The organism is Pseudomonas sp. SHLD1 (assembly GCF_028640935.1).
GTDB lineage: Bacteria > Pseudomonadota > Gammaproteobacteria > Pseudomonadales > Pseudomonadaceae > Chryseomonas > Chryseomonas aestiva.
The window spans coordinates 353,972-379,043 of record NZ_JAQZAD010000023.1 but is presented as its reverse complement, the minus strand read 5'-3'; the positions used below and the strand labels follow the sequence as shown (position 1 = coordinate 379,043).

At 67.7% G+C, this 25,072-nt stretch carries 18 protein-coding genes and 1 pseudogene; 9 read left to right on the top strand and 10 right to left on the bottom strand.

Translation table 11 applies throughout. The annotated features are described in order from the left end of the window. Nucleotides 1-30: 30 nt before the first annotated feature. Together PVZ77_RS26140 and mntR are read right to left on the bottom strand one after the other, a co-directional pair. Nucleotides 31-807, bottom strand: a pseudogene (locus PVZ77_RS26140) (PAS domain-containing protein); the annotation flags it as partial. Nucleotides 808-908: 101 nt separating this feature from the next. Then, the gene (gene mntR, locus PVZ77_RS17860) at nt 909-1,358 is read right to left on the bottom strand and encodes a manganese-binding transcriptional regulator MntR (protein WP_017640022.1); all 450 of its coding nucleotides are present in this window, start codon (nt 1,356-1,358) and stop codon (nt 909-911) included. A gap of 218 nt (nt 1,359-1,576) precedes the next feature. Here mntR and PVZ77_RS17855 point away from each other — a divergent pair, with 218 nt between their 5' ends. Together PVZ77_RS17855 and PVZ77_RS17850 are read left to right on the top strand one after the other, a co-directional pair. Then, nucleotides 1,577-2,923: an Nramp family divalent metal transporter gene (locus PVZ77_RS17855; RefSeq protein ID WP_273807869.1), complete on the top strand. Its 1,347-nt coding sequence runs from the start codon at nt 1,577-1,579 to the stop codon at nt 2,921-2,923. 124 nt (nt 2,924-3,047) lie between these two features. Then, nucleotides 3,048-4,061 carry a YrzE family protein gene (locus PVZ77_RS17850; protein WP_273807868.1) on the top strand — a complete coding sequence of 338 codons (1,014 nt, stop codon included), beginning with the start codon at nt 3,048-3,050 and terminating at the stop codon, nt 4,059-4,061. A gap of 97 nt (nt 4,062-4,158) precedes the next feature. On the opposite strand, the gene PVZ77_RS17845 is transcribed toward PVZ77_RS17850, so the two are convergent. Next, nucleotides 4,159-4,716, bottom strand: coding sequence for a TetR/AcrR family transcriptional regulator (locus PVZ77_RS17845; RefSeq protein WP_273807867.1), 558 nt, complete (start codon nt 4,714-4,716; stop codon nt 4,159-4,161). 95 nt (nt 4,717-4,811) lie between these two features. Here PVZ77_RS17845 and PVZ77_RS17840 point away from each other — a divergent pair, with 95 nt between their 5' ends. After that, a complete protein-coding gene (locus PVZ77_RS17840) occupies nt 4,812-5,993 on the top strand; it encodes an MFS transporter (protein ID WP_273807866.1) in 1,182 nt (393 codons plus the stop codon). Nucleotides 5,994-6,221: 228 nt separating this feature from the next. On the opposite strand, the gene PVZ77_RS17835 is transcribed toward PVZ77_RS17840, so the two are convergent. Further along, nucleotides 6,222-7,160 carry a DNA/RNA non-specific endonuclease gene (locus tag PVZ77_RS17835; RefSeq protein WP_273807865.1) on the bottom strand — a complete coding sequence of 313 codons (939 nt, stop codon included), beginning with the start codon at nt 7,158-7,160 and terminating at the stop codon, nt 6,222-6,224. 152 nt (nt 7,161-7,312) lie between these two features. Here PVZ77_RS17835 and PVZ77_RS17830 point away from each other — a divergent pair, with 152 nt between their 5' ends. Further along, nucleotides 7,313-8,668: an OprD family porin gene (locus tag PVZ77_RS17830; protein WP_273807864.1), complete on the top strand. Its 1,356-nt coding sequence runs from the start codon at nt 7,313-7,315 to the stop codon at nt 8,666-8,668. A gap of 1,003 nt (nt 8,669-9,671) precedes the next feature. Here PVZ77_RS17830 and PVZ77_RS17825 read toward each other — a convergent pair. The 3 genes from PVZ77_RS17825 to PVZ77_RS17815 form a co-directional block, all read right to left on the bottom strand. Beyond that, nucleotides 9,672-14,804, bottom strand: a complete 5,133-nt coding sequence (locus PVZ77_RS17825; RefSeq protein WP_273807863.1) for a DUF4011 domain-containing protein — start codon at nt 14,802-14,804, stop codon at nt 9,672-9,674. A gap of 140 nt (nt 14,805-14,944) precedes the next feature. Then, nucleotides 14,945-16,327 carry a heavy metal sensor histidine kinase gene (locus PVZ77_RS17820; protein WP_273807861.1) on the bottom strand — a complete coding sequence of 461 codons (1,383 nt, stop codon included), beginning with the start codon at nt 16,325-16,327 and terminating at the stop codon, nt 14,945-14,947. Beyond that, the gene (locus PVZ77_RS17815) at nt 16,324-16,995 is read right to left on the bottom strand and encodes a heavy metal response regulator transcription factor (protein ID WP_273807860.1); all 672 of its coding nucleotides are present in this window, start codon (nt 16,993-16,995) and stop codon (nt 16,324-16,326) included. Before PVZ77_RS17815 ends, PVZ77_RS17820 begins: the two co-directional genes overlap by 4 nt. Before the next feature lie 120 nt (nt 16,996-17,115). On the opposite strand from PVZ77_RS17815, the gene PVZ77_RS17810 reads away from it, so the two are divergent. From PVZ77_RS17810 to PVZ77_RS17795, 4 genes are all read left to right on the top strand, one after another. Continuing rightward, a complete protein-coding gene (locus PVZ77_RS17810; RefSeq protein ID WP_273807859.1) occupies nt 17,116-17,727 on the top strand; it encodes a hypothetical protein in 612 nt (203 codons plus the stop codon). 245 nt (nt 17,728-17,972) lie between these two features. Then, nucleotides 17,973-18,599: a cytochrome b/b6 domain-containing protein gene (locus tag PVZ77_RS17805; RefSeq protein WP_273807858.1), complete on the top strand. Its 627-nt coding sequence runs from the start codon at nt 17,973-17,975 to the stop codon at nt 18,597-18,599. Then, nucleotides 18,586-19,341, top strand: a complete 756-nt coding sequence (locus PVZ77_RS17800; protein ID WP_059226651.1) for a molybdopterin-dependent oxidoreductase — start codon at nt 18,586-18,588, stop codon at nt 19,339-19,341. The genes PVZ77_RS17805 and PVZ77_RS17800 overlap by 14 nt, the downstream gene beginning before the upstream one ends. Nucleotides 19,342-19,588: 247 nt before the next feature. Continuing rightward, on the top strand, nt 19,589-20,470 hold the full coding sequence (locus tag PVZ77_RS17795; RefSeq protein ID WP_273807857.1) for an NAD(P)-dependent oxidoreductase: 882 nt from the start codon (nt 19,589-19,591) through the stop codon (nt 20,468-20,470). A gap of 40 nt (nt 20,471-20,510) precedes the next feature. Here PVZ77_RS17795 and mqo read toward each other — a convergent pair whose 3' ends face one another. Both mqo and PVZ77_RS17785 read right to left on the bottom strand, forming a co-directional pair. Then, nucleotides 20,511-22,022, bottom strand: coding sequence for a malate dehydrogenase (quinone) (gene mqo, locus PVZ77_RS17790; protein ID WP_273807856.1), 1,512 nt, complete (start codon nt 22,020-22,022; stop codon nt 20,511-20,513). Nucleotides 22,023-22,160: 138 nt separating this feature from the next. Then, a complete protein-coding gene (locus PVZ77_RS17785; RefSeq protein WP_273807855.1) occupies nt 22,161-23,069 on the bottom strand; it encodes an AEC family transporter in 909 nt (302 codons plus the stop codon). A gap of 430 nt (nt 23,070-23,499) precedes the next feature. Here PVZ77_RS17785 and PVZ77_RS17780 point away from each other — a divergent pair, with 430 nt between their 5' ends. Next, a complete protein-coding gene (locus tag PVZ77_RS17780; protein ID WP_273807854.1) occupies nt 23,500-24,321 on the top strand; it encodes an AraC family transcriptional regulator in 822 nt (273 codons plus the stop codon). Here PVZ77_RS17780 and PVZ77_RS17775 read toward each other — a convergent pair. Then, nucleotides 24,307-24,894 carry a LysE family translocator gene (locus PVZ77_RS17775; protein ID WP_273807853.1) on the bottom strand — a complete coding sequence of 196 codons (588 nt, stop codon included), beginning with the start codon at nt 24,892-24,894 and terminating at the stop codon, nt 24,307-24,309. The two genes, PVZ77_RS17780 and PVZ77_RS17775, sit on opposite strands and share 15 nt — an antisense overlap. Nucleotides 24,895-25,072: the final 178 nt, after the last annotated feature.

The window sequence follows — 25,072 nt, the reverse complement described above, 5'->3', positions numbered from 1 at the left end:
CTTGGCGGCTTCGGCCACCGCCTGCTCCTGCTCCACCTGGGCGGTGATGACGGTGGCGAATTTCACCACCTTGTACAGCTCGCCACGGGTGTTGAGGACCGGGTTGTAGGAGGCTTCCAGCCAGACGGTGCGACCGTGGCTGTCGATACGCTTGAAGCGGCTGGCGATGAATTCGCCGCGATTCAGCCGTGCCCAGAACGCCTGGTAGTCGGCGGAGTGACTCTCTTCGCTGGTGCAGAACATGCGGTGGTGCTTGCCCTGGATCTGCTTGAGCGAATAGCCCATGCCCTGCAGGAAGCGGTCGTTGGCGGTGAGCACCTCGCCGGCCAGGTTGAATTCGATGACCGCGGTGGATCTCAGCAGGGCGTTGATGAGACCGGAGTGTTCGGTGGAGGTCTCCACCTGTTCGGTACGGTCGTTGCCGTAGCAGATGGTCTTGTGGATGCGGCCATCGGCGTCACGCAGCGGCTGCCAGGTGGCATAGAGCCAGGCTTCCTGGCCGTTAGCCCGCAGCAGGCGGTACATGCCGCTGGTCTGGTTGCCCTGGCTGAGCGCGCTCTTGAGGTCGCGATAGCAGGGCAATTGTTTGACGTATTCGGGAATGAAGGCGTCCAGCGGACGCCCCACCACGTTCTCCGGCCGGTAGCCCATCTCCCGGCAGAAACGTTCGTTGACCCGCTCGACGTTACCCCGGTCATCCACGGTAAGACTTAGCGCCTGGCTTTCGAAGCCAGCGTGCAACTGACGCAATTCGGCGACCTCGGCACGCAGTTGGGCGAGTTCGGTCTTGAGCGGGCGATTAAACATGGCAGGGCACCGAGAGGAGTGAAAGTATGACTTCCACTACTTCGACGGTGCCGGGATTTTCTTAAGGGAAGCTAAGCGACTTTCGACTAAAGCCGCAGGCGTCAGGCCTGACGGCTGGCGATGAAGCGCCGGAAGACAGCCAGGGTGGCCTCGCTGACATGGTGTTCCATGCCCTCGGCATCGCGCCGTGCGGTATCGGCGTCCACGCCCAGGGTCAGCAGGAAGGTCTCCACCACATGGTGGCGGGCGCGACTGGCTTCGGCCAGGGCTTCGCCTTCGGGGGTGAGGAAGACGCCGCGATAGGGACGCTGCACGATCAGGCCGGCGGCGGCCAGGCGCTTGAGCATCTTGGCCACGGTCGGCTGGGCGACGCCGATGCGCGCGGCGATGTCCACCTGGCGGGCTTCACCACCGTCCCGGATGAGGTCGGAAATGAGCTCGACATAGTCTTCGATCAGCTCCTGACGATGGGCTTCGCGGACCTGTTGAAAACCTTCCATATGAATGGATGGATCGACCAACCGATTCAGCAGTTCGTCGTCCTTTGTCATGTTGCCCACCTGAATGACCTTCTCCGCAAAGACCTGAGGCGCGTCGGGAGGACGCGTGCGGGCGCCATTTTGACCGAGTTGCGGGCGAATACCAAAGATTCCTTCGCCAATGGGCGTTATCGACGGATGAGATAGAGATTTTTTATTGCTGGATGTGTGAATTTTAGCCTAGGCTAAATTCTCCAAAGGGTAGTCCTACCTAGCCGCACGAGTCCGTCATGAAAGAATCCGCCAGCTACGTCGAGCCTGCCTGGCAGGAGCCTGCGCCGTCCGCCCGGCCCAGCCTGGGGCGGATGAACGCCAGCGTGCCGGTGCCCGAGGGCGGCAGCTGGTTTCGTCGGCTGCTGGCGTTCGTCGGCCCGGGCTACATGGTCTCGGTGGGCTACATGGATCCGGGCAACTGGGCCACGGACCTCGCCGGTGGCTCGCAATTCGGCTACCTGCTGCTGTCGGTGATCCTGCTCTCCAATCTCATGGCCATCCTGCTGCAGGCCCTGGCCGCGCGCCTGGGCATCGCCACCGGGCTGGACCTGGCCCAGGCCTGCCGGGCGCGCTATTCGCGGCCGGTGAGCCTGCTGCTGTGGATCGCCTGCGAGATCGCCATCATCGCCTGCGACCTGGCCGAGGTGATCGGCACCGCCATCGCGCTGAATCTACTGTTCGGCATCCCGCTGATGTGGGGCGCCATCCTCACGGCCCTGGACGTCTTTCTCATCCTGCTGCTGATGAATCGCGGCTTTCGCTGGCTGGAAGCCTTCGTCATCGCCCTATTGACGCTGATCTTCGTCTGCTTCGGCGTGCAGATGGTGCTGGCCCAGCCATCCCTGGCCGCGGTGTTCGACGGGTTTCTGCCCAAGGCGGAGATCGTCACCAATCCAGCCGCGCTGTACCTGGCCATCGGCATCATCGGCGCTACCGTGATGCCCCATAACCTCTACCTGCATTCCTCCATCGTGCAGACCCGCGCCTACCCGCGAACCGAGGCGGGGCGGCGCATGGGCCTGCGCTGGGCGGTGGCCGACAGCACCCTGGCACTGATGCTGGCGCTGTTCGTCAACGCGGCCATCCTGATCACCGCCGCGGCGGTGTTCCACAGCGCCGGGCGCACCGACGTGGCCGAGATCCAGGATGCCTACCACCTGCTGTCGCCGATGCTGGGCGTGGGTATCGCCTCGCTGCTGTTCGCGGTGGCGCTGCTGGCCTCGGGCATCAACTCCACGGTCACCGCGACCCTGGCTGGCCAGATCGTCATGGAAGGCTTCCTGTCGCTGCGCATTCCCGACTGGGCGCGGCGGCTGATCACCCGCGGCATCGCCGTGATCCCGGTGGTGGTGGTGACCGGTCTCTACGGCGAGAGCGGTACGGCCAAGCTGCTGGTGCTGAGCCAGGTGGTGCTGTCCATGCAGCTGCCCTTCGCGGTGATTCCGCTGGTGCGCTTCGTTTCGGATCGCCAACTCATGGGGAGCTTCGTGATCGGGCGGGTCACGCAGGTGCTGGCCTGGGCGATCGCCGGATTGATCGTGGTCCTCAATGTGAAGCTGCTGGCCGATATGCTGCTCGGATAGCGGACAACTGAGGTCCTATGACCTCTGAAGGCTCTGGAACAAAGGTTTGGGAACTTCCAAAAGCGTGACGGTATCAATCCGTTACCACAATAAGTTCTTCCCATAACCACCCGGAGCACATGCCATGTCCTATGACGCCCGCCACACCCCAGCCTATGCAGCCACCACGGCCACCGCGACCGCGCCCCTGTTGAAGCGTATTTCCTGGAGTTCGATCATCGCCGGCGTGGTCATCGCCCTGACCGTTTCGCTGCTGCTGAGCCTGCTCGGCACCGCCATCGGCTCGGCTTCCATCGATCCGCAACAGGGAGCCAATCCGCTGTCCGGCCTGGGCAAGGGCACCGGTATCTGGGTCGGCGTCAGCGCCGTGGTCTCGGTCTTCATCGGCGCCTGGATCGCCGGTCGCCTGGCCCAGCGCGAAGGCGCCCTGCATGGCATCCTGGTCTGGGCCAGCGTGACCCTGGTCAGCGTCTATCTGGTGTCCAGCGCTGTGAGCGGCGTGGTGCGTACCGGTCTGAACGTGGCGGGCAGCGGCCTGTCGATGATCGGCAGCGGCCTGTCCCAGGCGGCACCGGCGCTGACCAACCAGGTTCAGGACCAGCTGCGTCAGCAGGGTATCCAGCTCGACCTGGGTGATCTGCAGAACGAACTGGAAACCGCGCTGCGCCAGACCGGCAAGACCGAACTGCAGCCGGAGAATCTGCAGCGGCAGGCTCAGGGCGCCGAACAGGATGCCAAGAACACGGCCCAGAACAGCGCCAACAATCCGCAGCAGACCGATGACCAGCTGAGCGCCCTGCTGGATCGTCTGAAGCAGCGTGGCGACCAGGCCTGGAACGCCGCTGACCGTCAGGCACTGGTCAACCTGATCAAGGCCCGCACCGGCAAGAGCGACGCCGAGGCCAACGCCATCGTCGACAAGGCCCAGCAGACCTACCAGCAGGCCTATGCCAAGTACCAGGAGCTCAAGGCCCAGGCCGAGCAGAAGGCCCGCGAAGCGGCTGACGTGGCTGCCCGCAAGGTCTCCCAGGCCAGCTGGGTCCTGCTGATCAGTCTGGTGATCGGTGGCATCGTCGGTGCCATCGGTGGTGCCCTGGGTCGTCGTACCCAGCCGGCCAACAAGGTGGTCGCTGCCTAAGCGTAACCTCTGGCGGATCCCGCGGGATCCGCTGTCAAGGCACGCGGCCCGGACTGGCGACAGTCCGGGCCTCGTCGTTTAGGGGCCGGTGCTTTTCCTAGCGGTCTGGCCGCAGTACCCGGGCGAGCAGCTGCAGGCACAGCGCCAGGTCGGGGCGTTCGGCGCCGAACAGGGTGCGATAGATCAGCGGAGCGACCAGGCCGTCGAGCAGGGCGTCCAGGGGCGGTGCCGGCTCGCCACGCCGGTGGGCACGTTCGAGCAGCAGCTCCAGGCGTTCCCGGGTCGGTTCGGTACAGCGCACCGCGCAGCACGGATCGGTGGCCGCCAGGGCATCCCTGAGCATGGCCTGGCCCGGCGTGGAGGCGAGGTCGTCGACATAGTGTTCCAGCCAGCGTTCGAGATCGCCTCTGAGGCTGCCGGTGTCCTCCGGTGGCTGGTCCGGGCGCAGGCGCTGCAGGTCGACGTCGGCCAACAGGCTGGGCAGATTGCCCCAGCGGCGATAGAGGGTCGAAGGCGTGACCCCGGCGCGCGCGGCGATCAGGGGGACGGTGAGGGCTTCCCGGGGCTGCTCCTGCAGGAGCGTCAGGACGGCCTCGTGGATGGCTTGCTGAACGCGGGCACTGCGGCCGCCGGGGCGGGCTTGCTTGTTGGTCATGGTGACAGGATACCCGGCTCTTAACGCAAACGCATTGCTTTTGCCGCAGGAAGGGTTCAGGCTTTAAAGCAATTATTTAGCTTTAAGGTATGGGCATGTCTTCTCTGAACGGCTCTTCCTCCGCACGCCTGACGCTGCTGGGCTCGGTACTGCTGGCCTTCCTGGCCGCGTCCAGTGCACCGACCCCCCTTTATGCCAGCTACCAGCAGGCCTGGGGCTTTTCCACCTTCTGGCTAACGCTGGTGTTCGCCGTCTATGCCTTTGCGCTGCTGGCCGCCTTGCTGGTGGGTGGGCGGCTGTCCGATCACCTGGGGCGCCGGCCGGTGATCCTGGCGGCGCTGGTGCTGGAAGCCGGCTCCATGCTGCTGTTCCACCAGGCGCATGACCTTGCCGACCTGGTGCTCGCCCGCGCCTTGCAGGGCCTGGCGACCGGAATCGCCACCAGTGCCCTGGGGGCGGCGCTGCTCGATGTGGATGCCGAGCGCGGCCCCTGGTTGAACAGCCTGACGCCGCTGCTCGGCATGGCGGTCGGCGCGCTGGGTTGCGGTCTGCTGGTGGAATTCGCGCCGGCGCCGTTGCAACTGGTCTATCGACTGTTCCTGCTGCTGTTCGTGTTGCAGGGCCTGGCGCTGTTGCGCCTGCCCGACCGCGTACCGCGCCGGCCGGGCCTGCTCGCCGCCTTGCGTCCCCAGCTGGCGGTGCCGCCCCAGGCCCGCGCCACGCTCTGGCGGGTATTGCCGCTGGAGCTGGCGGTCTGGGCGGTGGGCGGCTTCTATCTGTCGTTGATGCCGGGGCTGGTCAAGGCGGCGACCGGTACGACGTCGATCCTGGTTGGCGGAGTGGTGGTGGCCGGTCTGACGCTCACCGGTGCGGCCTGTCTGCACGGCTTGCGCCTCTGGCCGGCGGCGCGCCTGCTGCGGCTGGGGGCGGGCACCCTGGTGGCCGGTCCGGCAGTGCTCTGGCTGGCGGTGGCCAGCGGTCAGCTGGGCTTCTTCGCCCTGGGTACCCTGGTCACCGGCGTCGGCTTCGGCAGCGGTTTTCTCGGCGCCACCCGCAGTCTGCTGCCGCTGGCGGAACCGACCCAGCGCGCCGGGTTGCTGGCCGCCTTCTATGTGCTCAGTTACCTGGCCTTCTGCCTGCCCGCCCTGGCGGTCAGCGCCCTGGTGCCGCGGCTGGGCCTGGCCGGCGCCGCCGAACTCTATCTGGGCGGGGTGATCCTGCTGGCGGCGCTGGGGGTGCGCAACAGCCTGCCGCGCGCCTGCGTGCAGCCGGGTTAGGCGTTGTCTGAAAAGGGCCTGCGCTCGGTCAGGCGGCATTAAAAATCCGCTGGATCGCCAGCCCGGTCGGAATGCTCATTTACCCCTCGTGAACTCGAGCGCGAGCCCGGTCCACTTCCCCACGGATTTGATTCGCTGGCGCTCACCCTTCGGGCCAGCCGTTGGCTGTTACTCCCCTTGGTCGTTGCGCCTTGCCTGACCTTCGCTCGGCGACGTTACAGACAAGCCCTAGAGCAGAATGTCGGCTGGGCCGAAGATGGCCCGTTCGACGGGGCTGCCAGTGGCTCGCTCCTCATTGGAAAAGCCGTCGTGGTCGCGCAGCGAACCGAAGTCGATGCCGGTCAGCTGCTCGATGTGCAGGACGCTGCACTGGTAGGTACGCAGGCGGCCGAAGGCGATGGACAGCTGGTCGAGTTCGCGGCGCTGGTCGATCAGATAGGCGCTGGCGGAGGGCTTGCCGTCGTCACCGAGAAAGGCCACCACCTTCCAGAACGCCTCGGGAATCCGGGCCTCGCGATAGGGGCGGTCATCCGCGCGCAGGACCGGGCCGCTGAAGACGGTGATGCGCGCCTGCCAGCGCTGGGTGTTGTCGAGCAGATAATCCTCCAGCTCCAGCCAGGTCCGCTGGTTGAAGGCGGCCATCTGCGGTGCGCAGTTGGTGAAGTGGAAGGTGTCGCGGTTGGCCTGGGTGGCGGCGGCGCCCCAGTTGGGGTCCTGGCGGCGCACCAGGTGGCCGCGATCGAGCAGGTTGTCGGCATAGAGCGCTTCCCCCAGCTGGGCCTCCAGCGGCACCCGGCCGTCGTAGGCCCAGGCGTCGCGACTGCGGGGCACCTCGACGTGCTGGTCGCCATCGATGTTGACCCCGACCCAGAGCGCCATCCGCCGGCTGCGCGAGAGGCTGACCGAGAAGTGGGTGTAGTCCAGGCGATCGCCGGAGGCGGGCAGCGGATGGACGTCGCCGGCCAGGGGCGCGCTCGGACGCGGCCAGGGGACCTGGAAGTCGCCCAGGAAGTCGGCCTGGTAACCCTGGCGATCCGCCAGGCTGGCGGCGGGGGTGATGCGCGGCGCAGCGCTTCTCAGGTTGGCGGGTTGCGCCGGCAACAGGGGATGCAGGTCGGCGAGGCGCGGACGATAGGCGAGATCGACGGCAAAGGGCTGGCTGGGCATGGGTTGTCTCGACGCAGAGGGCGAACCGCCAGCGCAGCACAGGGAGGTGACCGGACGATGACGACGGTCAGCGAAGTGGTATGCACTGGCGCTAGCTGGCAAACTCGTTCGCGACCTAACGATTCCAACCGAGATCCCTGAGTGAACCGCCCATGAAGCTATCGCTGTTTTCCCCCTTTGCCCGTCGGAGCGTCTGGCTGCTCGGCGTGCCCGGCCTGCTCCTCAGCGGCGCCGCCCTGGCCAGTCAGCAGTCCGATGCCAAGGGCTTCGTCGAAGACGGTGACCTGACCCTGCTGCTGCGCAACTACTACTACCTGCGCCAGAACGAGGGCGACGGCCATGGCGCCGCGGCGCGCAACAGTCGCGATCCGCGCAGCTGGACCCAGGCCTTCCTGCTCAACTACACCTCGGGCTTCACCCAGGGCACCGTGGGCGTGGGCGTGGATGCCTATGGCTACCTGGGCCTCAAGCTGGATGGCGGCGATGGCCACGCCAACACCCCGAACATGCCGGTGGACGGCGACGGCAGCCAGCGCAGCGAATTCAGCAAGGGCGGCGCGGCGGTCAAGCTGCGCGTCTCCAACACCGTGCTCAAGTACGGTGACCAGCAACCCACGGCGCCGGTGCTGGCGGCGGGTGGCAACTGGCTGTTTCCGCAGACCGCCCGGGGCTGGAGCCTGGTGAGCCAGGAAGTCGATCACCTGATGCTCGAAGGCGGTCATTTCACCGCCGCCACGGCGCCGCGCACCACAGGTTCGGACGGCGGCATCTTCGCCGGCTACGCGGGGGTGGAAGCGGCCTCGGCCAGCTATGCCGGGGGCGTCTACAAGTTCAGCGATCACCTGAGCGCCTCGCTCTACGCCGGCCACTTCGAGGATGTCTGGGACCAGTATTACGGCAACCTCAACTATGTGGTGCCGCTGGCCGCCGAGCAGAGCCTGACCTTCGACGCCAACCTCTATCGCACCCTGGACGCCGGCAGCGCCAAGGCCGGCAGCATCGCCAACACCGCCGGCTCGCTGGCCGCCGCCTTCCAGACCGGCGCCCACACCTTCACCCTGATCCACCAGCGCATCCATGGCGACCAGCCCTTCGACTACGCGGTCTTCGGCGCGCCGGTGCCGGGTTCCTTCGGTGACTCCATCCTGCTCGGCAACTCGATGCAGTTCTCCGACTTCAACGGCCCGGGCGAGCGCAGCTGGCAGGCCCGCTACGACCTGAACATGGAAAGCTACGGCGTGCCGGGCCTGAGTCTGATGGTGCGCCATACCCGTGGCAGTGGCATCGACGGCACCCACGTGGCGGCGGATTCGGCCTACGCCGGCCTCTATGGCGACGGCGACAAGGAACACGAGACCGATCTGGAGGCCAAGTATGTCCTGCAGAACGGCCCGGCCAAGGACCTGAGCTTCCGCCTGCGCCAGGCCTGGCATTCCGGCAGCCAGAGCACCGGCGGCACCGTGGCCGAGACCCGGCTGATCACCGAATATCCGCTGAATATCCTCTGATGGGCGGCGCTCTGTAGGTTGGGCCTTGTAGGTTGGGTTGAGCGTCGCGAAGCCCAACAGTCCGTTGCCATCGGCATGTCCGGGGATGCCCTCACCCCAGCCCTCTCCCAGGGGGAGAGGGGGTAGTTCGGTGTGGGCGGGTGCCTCGTAGGTTGGGCTGAGCGTCGCGAAGCCCAACGGTCCGTTGGCCATCGGCACGTCCAGGAATGACCTCACCCCAGCCCTCTCCAAAGAGGAGAGGGGGTAGCCGCGTAGAGTGGATAACGGCGCAGCCTTATCCACGTCCAGGTGCAGTTGATCAGCGGAAAACGCTGCGCGGTTTTCCACGCTACTGACGCCTTGGCAGCGCGACACCAGGGGACAAGCCACCCCCGCGCCGGACCCAATCGCCCCCTCTCCCTTGGGGAGAGGGTTGGGGTGAGGGTTGCCCCCACCAACGGTGCCAGGGTCATGCGCGGCTTGTTGGGCTTCCGCGATAGAGATGCCTCAACCCAACCTACATGGCTGGGCCTCGTAGGTTGGGTTAAGCGTAGCGAAGCCCAACAGCCCGTTGGCATCGGCATGTCCGGGAATGCCCTTGCCCCAGCCTACCTCTAAGAGGAGAGGGGGTAGCCGCGTAGAGTGGATAACGACGCAGCCTTATCCACGTCCAGGTGCAGTTGATCAGTGGAAAACGCTGCGCGGTTTTCCACGCTACGGACGCCTTGGCAGCGTGTTACCACGAGCAAACCACTCCCCGCGCCGGACCAACCGCCCCCTCTCCCTGGGGGAGAGGGCTGGGGTGAGGGTTGCCCTCACCAACGGTGCCAGGATCGAGCGCGGCTTGTTGAGCTACGGCGATGGAGTAGCCTCAACCTAGCTAAGTCCAACCTTGGCTACTTGCCACCTTTGGCCATCGGCATGTCCGGGAATACCCTCACCCCAACCCTCTCCCAAGGGGAGAGGGGGCAGTTCGGTGTGATCGAGTGCCGTGTAGGTTGGGTTGAGCGCAGCGAAGCCCATTTCAGACTTTCGCTCGCGATTCCTCCAGCAGCCGCTCGATCTCCCCATGCAGTCGCTCGGTGGCACCGGCGCGGTCGATCCACCATTCGGTGGACCAGACGCGCAGCAGCGTCCAGCCGAGGCCCTGGAGGATGGCGCTGCGGGTCTTGTCGCGGTCACGGGCGGTGGCGGCGCTGTGGTAGGTGGCGCCGTCGCATTCGATACCCACCAGGTAGTCGCCCGGGCGGTCGGGATGGACGATGCCCAGGTCGATGCGGAAACGCGACACGCCGATCTGCGGCACCACCTGCCAGCCCTTGGCCTGCAGCGCCTGGGCCACGGCTTCCTCGAAGGGCGAATCGTGCCCGCCCAGCGAACCCTTGACCGCGGCGGCCAGGGCCTGGGGCCCGCGCTGGGCGAATTCGAGGAACAGCTTGAGATCGCGCACCGCGCGGGCATTGGTGCGATTGAGGTCGATCAGCCCCGGATCGAAGGAGGAGAACACCAGCATCTCCCGCCGCGCCCGGGTCACGGCGACGTTGAGCCGGCGCCAGCCACCGTCCTTGTTCAGCGGACCGAAGTTCATCGACATCGTATTGGCGCCGGGCTCGGTGGGACCGAAGCCGATGCCGAGCATGATCAGGTCGCGCTCGTCGCCCTGCACCGTTTCCAGGTTCTTCACCACCACCGGCTCGGCCAGGTCCTCGGCGAAGTGCGCCTCGATCTCCGGGTGCTGTTGACGCGCGCGGTCGAGCAGGTCGGTGACCAGCCGCTGCTGTTCGCTGTTGAGGGTGATGATGCCCAGGCTGAGACCGGCGAAGGCCGGATCGAGCAGGCGCTTGACCGCTTCGGCGACCATGGCCTGGGCCTCCAGGGCGTTGTGCCGCCCCTTGCCCTTGGCGTAGACGCCGTCCACCCGCCGCCATTCCACCGCGCTCGGACGGATCTCCGGCGCGGGAAAGGTGATGAGCTTGCCGTCGTAATAGTGGTGGTTGGAAAAGGCGATCAGGCTCTCGTGGCGACTGCGGTAGTGCCAGTTGAGGCTGTGGCTGTAGATGCCGGCGCCCAGGCATTCGTCGAGGATGCTCTCCAGGTCCTCGGCGGTGTCGTCCTCGCCGGCGGCGCGGTCGAAGAAGCGCGTCGGCGGCATCTGCCGGGGGTCGCCGGCGATCACCACCTGCACGCCGCGGGCGATGGCACCCACCGCGTCCCAGGGGGCGATCTGCGAGGCTTCGTCGAAGATCACCAGGTCGAACAGACCGCCGTCCGGCGGCAGGTACTGGGCGATGGACAGCGGACTCATCAGCATGCAGGGCGCCAGTCGCGCCAGGGCGTCGCCCATTTCCAGGGCCAGCTGGCGCAGCGGCTTGTGCCGCCGCTGCTTCTGCAGTTCGTGCTTGAGCACGGCGAAGCCGCCGCCCTGGCGCGCCGCGTCGTTCTTCGGTGGCAGGCCGTGGCAGAGCAGGGCGCGGATATGGCGCACGGCCAGGGTCTGCAGGCGATCGTCCAGCCGGCGATAGGCCTGGATGTCGCTCTCGTGCTCGGCCGGGACGAAGTCGCGCAGCAACGGCTCGGCGTCCAGGGCGGTGGCGGCGAACCAGCGGGCATAGGCGGTTTCGAACAGGGCTGCCAGGTCCTCGACCGAAGCGACCGTGGCGCGGGCGATCAGAGTTGCCAGGCCGAGGGCGTCGGCTTCCTCGCGGACGCGCTGCCAGTCGCACCAGGCCTTGAGGCGACCTGGCTGACGCAGCAGCGCGGCAGCGGTACGCACCAGCTCGGCGGCGGCGGTATCACCGGCCAATCCCGCCTGCGCGGCGAATGCCTGGCGGGCGGCTTCGGCCGCGTCGAGGGCCTCGGCGAAGGCACTGCCGGCCGGGGCCAGGGTGGTGTCCACCGGCTGGTCCTCGGGATGCTGCAACCGGCGCGCTGCCGCCTGGCGCAGGGCCAGCAGCTGCTCGGGCGTTTCGGCCAGGGCCGGCAGCGCCGCGCTCAGTCTTTCCGCCAGGACGCGGCGCGCGAGCAGGGCATCGAGATCGCTGGTGACACCCTGCCAGCCACTGATGCAGGCCAGGGTGGGCGCCAGTTCGTCCAGTTCGGTGAGCAGGGTGCGCTGACGCCGCAGCCGCGGCAGATCGGCCGCCACATCGGGCTGACCCTGGGTTTCGCCCTGGCGGGCGAGATCCTGGGTGACCTGTCGCTGGGCGCGGCTGGCGAAGATCCAGAAGCGCTGCCCGGCGGCGTCCCAGGCGGTTTCCAATTGGGTCAGGGCGACACGGCGACAGGCTTCGGCGGCATAGGGCACCGACAGCTCGCGCTCCAGCGTCTGGTAGTCGCGCAGCAACTCCAGGGCGCGCCCCAGCTGGCGCTGACGCTCGGCGGCGCCAGGCCCGAAGGCGAAGGCCAGATCCTGGCCAGCGGCGTTCTGCAGCAACTCGGCGAATTCCAGCAGGCGACGGGGCGCCACCTGGTCCGCCAGTGGCAGACCGAGGACATCGCGCAGGCGTTGGCGCGCCTGCTGCAAGGCGTGTTGGCTGTCGCGGAGCCGTTCGGCGGCGGTAACCAGGGCATCCTGCCAGGCGTTGGACCAGGGATGGGCCGGCAAGAGGGCGAAATCCGCCGCCAGGCTGCGGCCGGTCTCGGCGTGCAGGGCCAGGCGCCGCACGGCGTTGCGCAGCTCGGCCAGGCCCTCGGCGTCATGGGCGTCGGCGTTGGACCAGGCGAGTCGCGGGGTATCGGGAGCGGCGTCGCGCAGTACCCGACCGATGCTCTGCTGCAGGGTCAGGCCATTGGGCCAGCGCCGGTGCAGGCGCTCCACCACGGCATTGAGGCGATCGCGCAGGCGCTCCACCTCGGCGGCCTCGGCCAGCCATTCCTCTTCGTCGAGGCCGTCGCGGGTATCCCAGGCGCGCTCCAGCTGCTTGAGCACCTCGGCCTTGGAGGCCTTGCTCGAATGCAGTTCCAGGCAGAACTCGCCGAGTCCCTGGGCCTCCAGGCGGCGATACACCACGTCCAGCGCCGCGCGCTTCTCGGCGACGAACAAGACTCGCCGGCCGAGCGCCAGGTTGTGGGCGATCATGTTGGCGATGGTCTGGGACTTGCCGGTGCCGGGCGGGCCGTCGAGCACGAAATCCTGGCCACCGGCCGAGGCCAGCACCGCCGCCAGCTGCGAGGAATCCGCCGGCAGCGGGGTGAAGAGTTCCGCCGGGGTCACCTGGCGATCCAGCTCGCGCTCGCGGGGAAAGCTGCCGCCGCTCAGGTAGGCGCCGGACTCCGCGGTGCGTTCCAGCAGGTGGCGCACCAGCGGGCTTTCCAGCAGCTGGTCGCTGCGTTCGGTGAGGTCCTTCCACATCAGGTACTTGGCGAAGGAGAACTGGCCCAGCAGCAATTCGCTGCTGACCTCGAAGCCGGGCAGGTCGCGCACCGCACGCCGCACCTTGGTCCAGATGTTGTCCACGTCGATGCCGTTGCCATCGCCGGGCAGCGGGCCGTCGAGTCCGGGGATGTCCAGATCGAAGTCGTGACGCAAGAGCTCCAGCAGGGTCAGGTTGAAGCGCGGCTCGTCCTCGAACAGGTGCAGGGTGATGCCGCTGGCGGCGCTCTGCCGTTCCAGGCGCACCGGCAGCAGGATCAGCGGCGCGCGGTAGTGCTTGGGATCGTCGGCGGCCTTTTTCCAGCGCAGGAAGCCCAGCGCCAGGTAGAGGGTGTTGGCGCCGCCCTCGTCGAGATCGCTGCGGGCGCGGCGATAGAGCTCCACCAGCGCCGCGTCCAGCTTGGTCGCATCCAGGGGGGCGACCACCTCGCCGCGGGCCAGGGCGCCGCGGGCGTATTCGTCGTCGAGATTCTCGTGTTCGCGGGCTTCGTGCAGCACGGCGTCGCGGCCGCTTACCGCCAGGTCCGGCAGCGGCACCAGGCGCAGCGCCCGGCCCTCGGCCAGGCGATCTTCCAGCGCCGCCGGCTCGGGGCAGAGCAGGGGCACGCTGCGGGCGTTGTCCGGCACGTGCAGCAGGCGATTGCGGGTGGTGAGATCGAGCAGCTTGCGTTGCCACAGCGCCAGGCGCCCGACCGGGGTGGTCGGTGCCGCCTCGACGTCCACGTCGAACGCCGGCAGCGGCGGGGCCTCTTCCAGAGCTTCGCCCGGCAGCAGCAGACCGTCCGCGTTGCTGGCCGGCTGGCCGGGCACCGCCAGCGGGCGGATGCGCTGCAGGCGGGCACGGCGGACGTCCAGGGCCAGTACGAAGGTCTCGTCGTCCAGCTGCCGCTCGGCCAGTTGCATGGCCTGACTGAAGGACGGCGGCGGCGAGGCGGTGGCCTGGGTGGTCTCGAAGACCAGCAGGTCCTTGAGCGCCACCCGCTTGCGTACCGGCTCGGCGTCGTCGGTGAGCAGCTGGGCGAACTCCTGGGGCTGCAGCCAGACCCCGGCGAAGGCATGGCCGCGGGTGATGACCAGCAGCGGATTGAGGCCGGCCTGTTCCAGCGCCGCGCAGGCGAGCAGGGCGAGATCCAGGCAGGTGGCCAGGCCACCGTCGAGGATGCTGCCCGGCGTGCGGATCTTCTGGCCCTGGCGCTCGAAGCTGGCGGGCGGCACCGCGTAGGTCAGCTGCAGACCGCACAGCGCCGACCAGAGCGCCGAGCCCAGCTCCCAGACGCGTCGCCGCGAGCCGCTCTCGTACCCGTCCAGCGCCGTGGACTTGCCGGCGCGGCGCAAGACCTCGGCGGCCGCGCCCAAGAGGCGATCCACCGCCGGATCGTTGGGCATGACGAAGGCCGCCGCCAGTTCCGGCATGCTGTCCACGCCACCCCACTGGTTGCGGGCCAGCAGCTCGACCGGATAGCGCCGCGTCTGCAGGATCGTATCGCCCTGGCGCACCGTGAAGGTCAGCTGGGCGACCAGGCTCTCCTGCAGGCTGCCGAGCAGGGCGGCGTCGAATTCGAGGTCGCGGTCATCGAGGTAGAGGGTGCCCTGGGGATCCAGGCGCTCCAGGTGCCAGGTGCGCGGGATCACGAAGGCCGGCTCGGCCGTGACCGTCAGACTGAGGTCGGCGAGGGATTCCTGGCCGCTGTGGGTGAGGCGCAATTCGCGCAGCACGGGCACCGCGTTCTGGTGCGCCGCGAAGCCGATCTTGCCGGCCAGCACCAGTTCGACATCCACGCTCATCGCCTACCACCCTTGCTTATTGCCTAAGGTAGATGAATGTACAGTAGTGGGCGAGTCGATGCAGCCCATAGCCCGCCTGGGCAAGCGGAAAAAGTCCTTTGGTGACGGGCGGTTGCGTGGTTTGAGCGATAGGTCGCGGTTCAGGCTGCCAGGGTCGGGAAGACCAGGCTGAAATGGATGCCCCGTTCATTCTGCTCGACCTCGGCACGACCGCCGTGCAGGCGCATGATCGCCGCGACGATGGCCAGGCCCAGGCCATTGGAATCATGGGGTTGATGGCGGGAGGGATCGGCGCGATAGAAGCGGTCGAACAGCCGTTGCAGATGCGCGGGCGCCAGGGCGGGGCCGGTGTTGCTGACGCTGATCCGGCCACCCTCCGCCTGCAGGCGGATTTCGCCATCCGGTTCGGCATAGCGAATGGCGTTGGCCACCAGGTTGCTCAGGGCGCGGCGCAGCATCAGCGGATCGGCGACCACCTGGCCGCCACCGGCCACCACCAGGCGCAGGCCGCGCTCGTCGGCCGGCCCTTCGAAATAGTCGGCGATGCGCGCCAGCTCTTCGTCCAGCCGCAGCGGCTGCGGGGTCAGTACCGCCTGGGCGTCGTCGGCGCGGGCGAGAAAGAGGATGCTCTCCACCAGCCGCGAGATGCGCTCCAGCTCTTCCAGGTTGGACGCCAGCAGCGCCTGGTAGTCCTCGGCGCTGCGCACCTGGCGCAGGGCGACCTCGGTATGGCCCATGAGGGCATTGATCGGGGTGCGGATCTCGTGGGCGAGGTCGGCGGAGAACTGCACCAGCCGGCCATAGCCGTCGGCCAGTCGCGCCAGCATGGCGTTGTAGTTTTCCACCAGCGGCTGCAGCTCGCGCGGGGCATCGGCCAGCTCCAGGGGCGCGGCCAGCCGGGTCGGGGTGATGCCGCCGGCGTGGCGGGCGATGCGCCGTAGCGGCGCCAGGCCGCGCCGCAGCAGCAGATAGCCGAGTCCGGCGGTGGCGAGGAAGGCCAGGGTCACGGCGCCGAGCAGTCCGAGACGGAAGTCGGCCAGGGTGGTGTCCTCGTTACGCAGCACATGGGCGGCGGTCAGTTCCACCGGGCCCTCGGGGGTGTTCACCGCGACCCGCGCCGCGCGCCAGCGGGTGCCGTCGGCCAGCTGGCCTTCGCGCAGATCGGCCCGTGTCGGTCGCCGCGTCTGCGGCACCACGGCCAGGTCGGGGAGGGTGATCTGCAGCGGATTGGAGGCGATCACCGGCTTGGCGCCCGGCGTGCCGATGAGAAAGACGTCCTGTTCGTTGCCCAGCATGTTGGCGAACAGCTGCGGACTGCGCCCCAGGGTCTCCAGCGACAGGTCGGCGCTGAGCAGGCTGCGAAAGTGCGCCAGCCGCCCGAGCAGCGCGTAGTCGGCGCGCTCCAGCACGGTACGTTCCAGGCTGTGGTAGAGAAAGGCTCCCGCACCGCCCACGGCGAGCAGCGCCACCAGGGCGAAACCCAGGGTGGCGCGCAGGATCAGCGAGGGTGACCGCGCGCTCAAGGCCGCACCTCGCAGACGTAGCCGATGCCGCGCACGGTATGGATCAGCTTGACCGGGTAGGGGTTGTCGACCTTGGCGCGCAGCCGCTTGATGGCCACGTCCACCACATTGGTGTCGCTGTCGAAATTCATGTCCCAGACCTCGGCGGCGATCAGGGTGCGCGACAGCACCTCGCCTTCGCGACGCAGCAGCAGGTGCAGCAGGGCGAATTCCTTGTTGGTCAGCACGATGAGGTCGTCGCCACGGGTCACCCGCCGCCGCAGGAGGTCCAGCTGCAGGTCGGCCAGGTGGAACTGCTCGGGCTCGCGCACCACGCCACGGCGCAGCAGGGTGCGGATGCGCAGCAGCAGCTCGACGAAGGAGAAGGGCTTGACCAGGTAGTCGTCGGCGCCCAGCTCCAGGCCGCGGATGCGATCCTGCAGGCCGTCGCGGGCGGTGAGAAAGAGCACCGGCACGTCGAGCTTCTTGCGCAGGACTTCCATGATCTGCCAGCCGTCGATGCCGGGCAGCATGACGTCGAGGATGACCAGGTCATGGCGGCCGTCCAGCGCCAGGTGCAGGCCATCGGCGCCGTGCTGGGTCCAGTCGACCGCGTAGCCGGATTCGCCGAGCCCCTTCTTCAGGTACTCGCCGGTCTTCTGGTCGTCTTCGATGAGGAGAATATGCATGACGTCATGGTAGGGCCTCCGGTCGCTTCGCTGGGTGACATTTTTGTCATTCGCCGGTCATCTTGCTGACCCCCCACGCGTCGCACTGTGGCGGGGCGATTCCCTATCCCAGGAGGTTTCATGCGTACCCAGACTCTGCTCCGCGGTTCCCTTGCCCTGCTGCTCGCCAGCAGTACCCTGCTGGCCCAGGCCGCGCCCATGCCCACCGTCAAGCCCATGCGCGGCACCGTGGACAGCGTCCAGGGCGACACCCTGGCCTTCACCACCCGCAACGGTGCCCACCAGACCCTGATGCTGGATGACAAGACCAGCTACCGCGCCGTGTCCAAGGCCAACCTGGATCGCATCGAAGCCGACAGCTTCATCGGCTCGGCCGCCACGCCGCAGCCGGACGGCACCCTCAAGGCGCTGGAAGTGACGGTGTTCGAGGCCAGCCTGCGCGGCTCCGGCGAAGGCCACTACGGCTGGGAAAACGCCGATGGCAGCACCGGCACCATGACCAACGGCACCGTGGGCGAACTCAAGAAGGCCAACGGCCGCACCCTGACCGTGCAGTACAAGGGCGGCGAGAAGCAGCTGGTGGTGCCGGAAGACGTACCCATCGCCTATGTCGAGAAGGGCGACCGCAGCCTGCTCAAGCCCGGTGCCAAGGTGGTGCTGTTCCCCGCCGAAGACGGCAAGCACGCCAAGGGCGTGGCGGTAGGGAAGGACGGTTTCACCCCACCCATGTAAGAACCTACTCACGGTCTGCTGCGCGTCGGCCAAACTGTGTTGAAAATGTCCTGGGTCGCCAGCCCGGTCGGAATGCTCATTTACCGCTCGTAAACCCGAGCGCGAGTCCGATCCGCTTCCTCAGCCATTTTCGCGGGGCCGCCTAGGCCTTGTTTGTCTCTAGCTCGCGAGATCGTGAGCAGATTCTAAGACCTCCGGCGGTCGGGCAACCGACCGCCTCCATCTCGCGGTGAAGAGGGAATGTCATGACCACCTCGCGACGGCGTCTGGTGCACCGCTGGCCGGTGCGCCTCACCCATTGGCTCAACGCCCTGGCGATGCCCTGCATGTTCATGAGCGGCTGGGCGATCTACAACGCCTCGCCGCTGTTCCCCTTCACCTTTCCTGCCTGGGCGACCCTCGGCGGCTGGCTGGGCGGCGCCATCGCCTGGCACCTGGCGGTGTTCTGGCTGCTGCTGGTCAATGGCCTGATCTATCTGCTCTATGGCCTGTTCAGCGGCCACTTCCGGCGTGATTTCCTGCCGCTGTCGCCGCGTGCCATCGGCCGTGATTTCGCCGCGGCCGTGCGCCTGCGCCTGGGTCATCGCCTCGGCACCTACAACGCCGTGCAGCGCCTGCTCTACTGGGGCGTACTGGTCCTCGGGGTGCTGGTGGTGCTCTCCGGCCTGGCGATCTGGAAACCGGTGCAGTTGCAGGGGCTGGCGGCCCTGCTCGGCGGCTTCGACACCGCCCGCTACGTGCATTTCTTCGCCATGGCCGGCATCGGCGCCTTTGTCGTCGTGCACCTGGCCCTGGTCATCCTGGTCCCCCGCACCCTGCCGCCGATGATCACCGGTCGGGCGCACGAGGAGGTTAACGATGAGTCGGCGTGAACGGCTGCGCCTGGAGCCGGCGCAACAGCGACAGGTGGAAAATCTGCAACGACGCCTGCTGCTCAAGCAGGGCCTGACCGTGGGCGCCCTGGCCATGCTCAGTGGCTGCAACCTGCAGGACGGCGACAGCGTCGACAAGGTGCTCTGGTCCATGTCGCGCTTCAACGACCGGGTGCAGGCCTGGCTGTTCGGCCGCGAGCGCCTGGCGCCGACCTATGCCGCCAGCCAGATCACCAACCCCTTTCCCTTCAACGCCTTCTACCCCGAATACAACGTTCCCGAGGTGGACCTCAGCGACTATCGCCTGGAGGTCTCCGGCCTGGTCGCCAACAAGCAGGCCTGGACCCTGGAAGACCTGCGCCGCCTGCCGCAACGCGCCGACATCACCCGCTTCATCTGCATCGAGGGCTGGAGCGCCATCGGCCAGTGGGGCGGCGTGCCCCTGCGCACCTTCCTCGAACGCATCGGCGCCGACACCAGCGCCAAGTATGTCGGCTTCAAGTGCGCCGACCGCTACTACTCCAGCATCGACATGGCCTCAGCGCTGCACCCCCAGACCCTGCTGGCGCTGGACTTCGGCCAGGTGGCCCTGCCGCCGGACTACGGCTATCCGCTGCGGCTGCGGGTACCCACCAAGCTCGGCTTCAAGAATCCCAAGCACATCCAGGCGCTGTTCGTGACCAACGACTATCCCGGCGGCTACTGGGAAGACCAGGGTTACAACTGGTTCAGCGGGATCTAGGGGCAACGTCCGCTGCGCGTCGGCCGAACTGCGTCGACAAGACCCTGGGTCGCCAGCCTGGCCTAGGCGGCCCTATCGGAAGGCTCATTTACCACTCGTGAACCCGGGCGCGGGTCCGATTCGCTGCCTCGGGTCTTCGCGCCCTGTCTGGCTCCCGCTCGCGAGACGATGACTAGGCCTTTGATGGCGGAACCCCGGCCTGGAGGTAGAGTCGAGATACCACCATCCTCTACCGGGAGCTCCCCTCATGTCCGCTCATCCCTCGATCGGTTTCATCGGCTTCGGCGCCATGGCCCAGCGCATGGGCGCCAACCTGCGCGAGGCCGGCTATACGGTCAGCGCCTATGCCGAACACCAGCAGGACGGCGAGCGCCATGGCACGCCGATGGAGTCCCTGGCGACCCTGCTGCCCCAGGCCGAGGCAGTGATCGTTTCCCTGCCCAACGACGCCATTCTCGAACAGGTCCTGCTCGGCCCCGACGGCGTGCTCGCCCGCCTGGAAAGCGGTCGGCTGCTGATCAACACCAGTACCAACTCGCCCGCGCTGTCGCTGCGTCTGGAAGCGGCCGGCAGGGCTCGCGGCATTGCCGTGGTCGAGGCGCCCGTGTCCGGTAGCACGCCCGAAGCGGAAAAGGCGCAGCTGGTGGTCCTGGCCGCCGGCGAACCCGAAGCGGTGGAGCGTGCGCGGCCGATTCTCGAAGTCCTGGGCAAGACCGTGCACCACGTCGGTCCGACCGGGCAGGGCGCGGCCATCAAACTGGCTATCAACGGCCTGATGGGCGCCGGGCTCGCGGCCCTCGCCGAGGCGCTGGCCTATGCCACCCGCGCCGGCCTGGATGCCGAGGTGCTGTTCGAGGTGTTCGGCGACCTGGCGGTGCTCTCGCCCCATCACCAGCGCAAGCTGGCGGCGCTGCGCGACGGCGACTTCGCCCCGCAATTTCCGGCCGCGCTGATGCATAAGGACATGGGCCTCCTGCTGGCCGAACTCAACGCCACCTTCCAGGGCGCGCCGACCCTGGCCGCCGCGGCGCAGCAACTGGCGCTGGGCGCCGAGTTGCATCCGGATGCCGACTACCTGATCACCGCAGATGTCCTGCTGGAAGAGGCCGAAGACGCCGCCACCCGTTAACGGACCTGGCCGCACGCATGGGCGTGCGGCCAGGAACACCTCAGACGTCGGCAATCCCCAGGACCTTGGCGGTCTCCGCGCGACTCTGCCGGCAGGCCGCAGCATCGGTCTTCAGATCGACGCCGTAGGTCGGCAGGATGCGCCTCAGTGCCGGCAGCCAGGCGTCTTCGGTGAGGCGCTCCGGGAAGCAGGTTTCCAGCACTTCCAGGGCGATGGCCGCTGCCGTCGAGGCGCCGGGCGAGGCGCCGAGCAGCGCGGCGATGGATCTGTCCGCGGCGCTCACCAGTTCGGTGCCGAATTCCAGTTCGCCCTTCTTGCTCAGCAGGCCGTGCTGGCCGGTGGGCTTGATGGTCTGCACCCGCTGCCCGGCCACGGCTTCCTGCCAGTCGCGCTTCTTCGCCAGGGGGAAGAATTGCTGCAGCATGGCGAATTGCTGGCTGGAGCTCTGGAAGATCTGCCCGATCAGGTATTCGGTCAGGTCGATGTTGTCCTTGGCCACGTTCAGCAGCGGCAGGATATTGTCGTGGCGTAGCGAGGTGAAGAGATCGGTCAGGGCGCCGTGCTTGAGGAAGCGCGAGGAAAAGCCCGCATAGGGTCCGAACAGCAGCGAGCGCTGGCCGCCGATGATACGGGTATCCAGGTGCGGCACCGACATGGGCGGCGAGCCCGAGGGCGCCTTGCCATAGACCTTGGCCTGGTGCCGTTCGGCCAGTGCCGGGACGTCGCAGCGCAGCCAGATGCCGGAGATGGGAAAGCCGCCGAAGCCGTGGCCTTCCGGAATGCCGGACTTCTGCAGCAGCGGCAGCGAGCCGCCACCGGCGCCGATGAAGACGAACCTGGCGGTGACCTCCGTCCGTCCGCCATGCTCGACGTCCTCCACCGTCACCCGCCAGCGACCGCTGTCGGTACGCGCCAGATCCACCACCCGCTGGTGATAGTGCACGGCGAAACCGGATTGCTGACTGAGCTGGCGCACCAGCAGGTGGGTGAGGGCGCCATAGTCGACGTCGGTCCCGGTCACCATGCGCGTCGCGGCCACCGGCTCGTCGGCACTGCGCCCTTCCATGAGCAGCGGTGCCCACTGGGCGATCTGGGCGCCGTCTTCGCTGTATTCCATGCCGTGATAGCAGTGATGGGCGCTCATCGTCCGATAGCGTTCACGGAGGAAGGCGACGTTCTCCGTCCCCCAGACGAAACTCAGGTGCGGGCAGGCATGGATGAAGGCCTGCGGATCGGGGATGGTGCCCTTGCGCACCAGATAGGCCCACAGTTGGCGCGAGAGATCGAACTGGGTGTTCACCTTGAGCGCCTTGGCGATGTCGACGCTGCCGTCGTCTCGCTGCGGGGTGTAGTTCAGCTCGCAGTTGGCGGCATGGCCGGTCCCGGCGTTGTTCCAGCCCTGGGAACTCTCTTGGGCGCAGTCGTGCAGACTCTCGAACAGGGTCACGCTCAGGCTGGGGTCGAGTTCCTTGAGCAGGGTGCCCAGGGTGGCGCTCATGATGCCGGCGCCGATCAACACGACGTCGGGTGAATCCGTGGAAGATAAGGACATGCCAGGTTCCTCGCGGTCAGGGGTTTGACGGTGGTGCAATACGACGGGGCGGCCGAGCGGCCAGGAGGCCATGGCGCGCTCCTGCAGCCCTCCGATCTGCCGGGGCTCGCGGCTTGCGCCGCGCGAGCCCCGGACAGGCTAGAGCAGGGTGGTCAAGGCGATGCCCAGGGCGATACCCGGGATGGCAACCAGGGTGCTGAACAGCACGCTCCGCGCGGCGTCCTCGGTGTAGACGCCGTGGGCCATCGCCAGCGTGGGCGCCGCCGTGGCCGCCGGCAGTACGCCGAGCAGGAATACCTGCTGGAGCAGCGCGCCCTGCAGGCCCACGGCCAGGCCGACGCCCAGCATCACCAGCGGTTGCAGCAGATTCTTCAGGGCCACATTGAGCCCGATGTCGCGATCCAGCCGCGGTTGGATGCCGGACAGGATCAGGCCCAGGGTGAACAGCGCGACGCCCCCGGCTGCCCGCCCTATCTCGTCCGTCGCCGTCACCAGCAACTGGGGCAGGCGGATACCCAGCAGCGCACAGAGCAATCCCAGCAGCGGCAGGATCACCAGCGGCTGGCGCAGCGCCTTGCCGAGCGCCTGGCGGGCGCCACCGCCGCTCAGCAACAGCAGCGACAGCGGGATGACCACCAGGGTGAAGATCAGATTGCCGACGATCACCGCCAGCACGGCGGAGGGGCCGATGGCGGCGGTCAGCACCGGCGGCCCGCAATAGGCCATGTTGGGAAAGGCCACCGTGATGCCGCGCATGGCCCCTTCGCGCCACGTCCGCCCACCGCGGTAGCGACCCAGTAGCAGACCCAGCAGCCAGACGCCGATGAGTCCGCTAGCCAGGGTCGCCACATAGGGCAGGTTGAGGACCTGCTCGGGGCGGGTGTGGGCGGCGGCGAGAAACAGGGCGATAGGCAGGGCGAAGGTGACTACGAAGGTTGCCAAGGGCTTGCTCGCCGTCTGCGGCAGCACCTTCCAGCGGCCGGCGCCCCAGCCCAGGACGGTAACGAAGATGATAGGGGCGAGTGCCTGGGAAATGGTCTCGATCATGAGCGAGGCCCCTTGGGAGCCAGGGACATGGCGAAAGACTGGCTGAATGGCGTTGGATCATCGAATGGACTGCAAGGCATCCGAAACTCCTGTGCCCGCCCAGATGCGGGTCTTCGATTGAAGAACTCATCGCGGCCTCTTCCCGCGTAGCGCCAGTATCGGAGTGCCGGCCGTTACGCCTGAAGGGCTCTGCAATGCAGGTTTACCGTTTCTCTGAGGGCAAATGGAAACGTTTGTTTGTACCTGCTGGTGCGACATTTCGTCGCATCTAGACCTTTGTCGAGTTCCCGGGGAAGCCTCTATATGAACCTCATGCTGGCCGCGGAAAGGCGCCGGCCTGTCCGGATGCAGCGCCAGCGAGCGTCCGCTAAGCTGACTGGCCTGGCCCGATACCGGTGGCCAGTGGAAGTACCCGGTGCAAGGAGACGGCATGACCGCGACCACCCCACGCTTCTGGCACGATCCCGCGCTGCCCTTTCTCGAAGCCCGTTCCATCCAGGACGGCCGCACGCTCTGCTATGCCCCGCATTCCCACGAAACCTTCTCCATCGGTACCGTGCTGGGTGGGCGCAGTCGCTATCACAACGGCTCGACCCGCGAACTGGTGGGGGCGGGCACCCTGGTGCTGATGAATCCCGGTGACGTCCATGCCTGCAATCCCCAGGGCGAGGACGCCTGGCGCTATCGCATGCTGCACGTGGACGCCGGCTGGCTGGCCGACCTGCAGCGCCCGGGTGCCGACGACTTCCAACCGCTGGCCGTACCGCTGTCCCGTGACGCCCAGCTCTACGCCGGGCTGGAAGCCCTGCATGCCTGCCTGACCGATCCGGATAGCCTCACCCTGCAGCGCCAGAGTCAGGCGCTGCTGTATTTCGAAGCCGTACTCGCCCGCCTGGGTCGGACCCCGGTCGCGGCGACGCGGGCCCGCGAGGATCGCCGCCTGAGGCGCGCCGCCGAGTTTCTCGATGCCCACTGCAGCGAGGGCGTCAGCCTGGACCAGCTCAGCCAGGTGGCGGATCTCTCGCCCACCCAGCTGATTCGCAGCTTTCGCCGGCGCTATGGCCTGACGCCCCACGCCTACCTGATCGACCGCCGCATCCGCCTGGCGCGGCAACGCCTGCGTCGGGGCGATGACCTGGCCGAGGTCGCCCTGGCCACCGGCTTCGCCGACCAGGCCCATCTGCAACGCACCTTCAAGCGCCTGGTGGCGGCCACCCCCGGTCAGTACCGCGCCGCTTCAGCCCTCCCATAGCAGTGAGGCGGCGCACAGCACCAGCAGCGCGGCGAGGACGCGATTGAGCAGGCGCAGGCGGGCCGCCGACGGTGAGTGGCCACGCAGCCATTGGCCGGCCACGGCCCAGCAGGCCAGGGAGGCGAAGCAGATCACCAGATAGAGGCCGGCGAACAGCGCCAGGCGCCCGCGATCTTCGCCGACGAACAGCGCCACCCCGGCCGCGGCGGCGAGCCAGGCCTTGGGATTGAGCCATTGCAGCAGGGCGCCGTCGCGAAAGCCCGGGCAGGCTGCCACCACGCCGCTGCCCAGGTCCCCTGTGGCCCGTGCCAGTTTCCAGGCCAGGTACAGCAGGAAGAGGGCGCCGGCCACGCGCAGGATCCAGAGCAGCGCCGGCCAGGCGGCCAGTACCTCGTGCAGGCCGAGGCCAACGGCCAGCAGCAGGACGACGAAACCCAGGGTGGCGCCGGCGACATGCCACAGGGCCGATCGCCAGCCATGGGTGAGGCCGGTGTTGAAGCCCACCAGGTTGACCGGGCCGGGAGAGAGGGACGCCACCAGGGCAAAGGCGGCCATGGACAGGATCAGGGTCATCGCGAGGTCTCGACAGTTATGGAGACCTCAACCTAGCGATAGTGACCCCTGGCGGTATTGAAGAAAATGACCCTTCCGGCCCGACGAAAGGCGGGAATTCGCAGCGTTTCGCTGACGTCCATTACAGCGAGCCTAGCGCTCCCCCGGTGGTTTCAACGTCGCTGTCGGCCACCGGGGC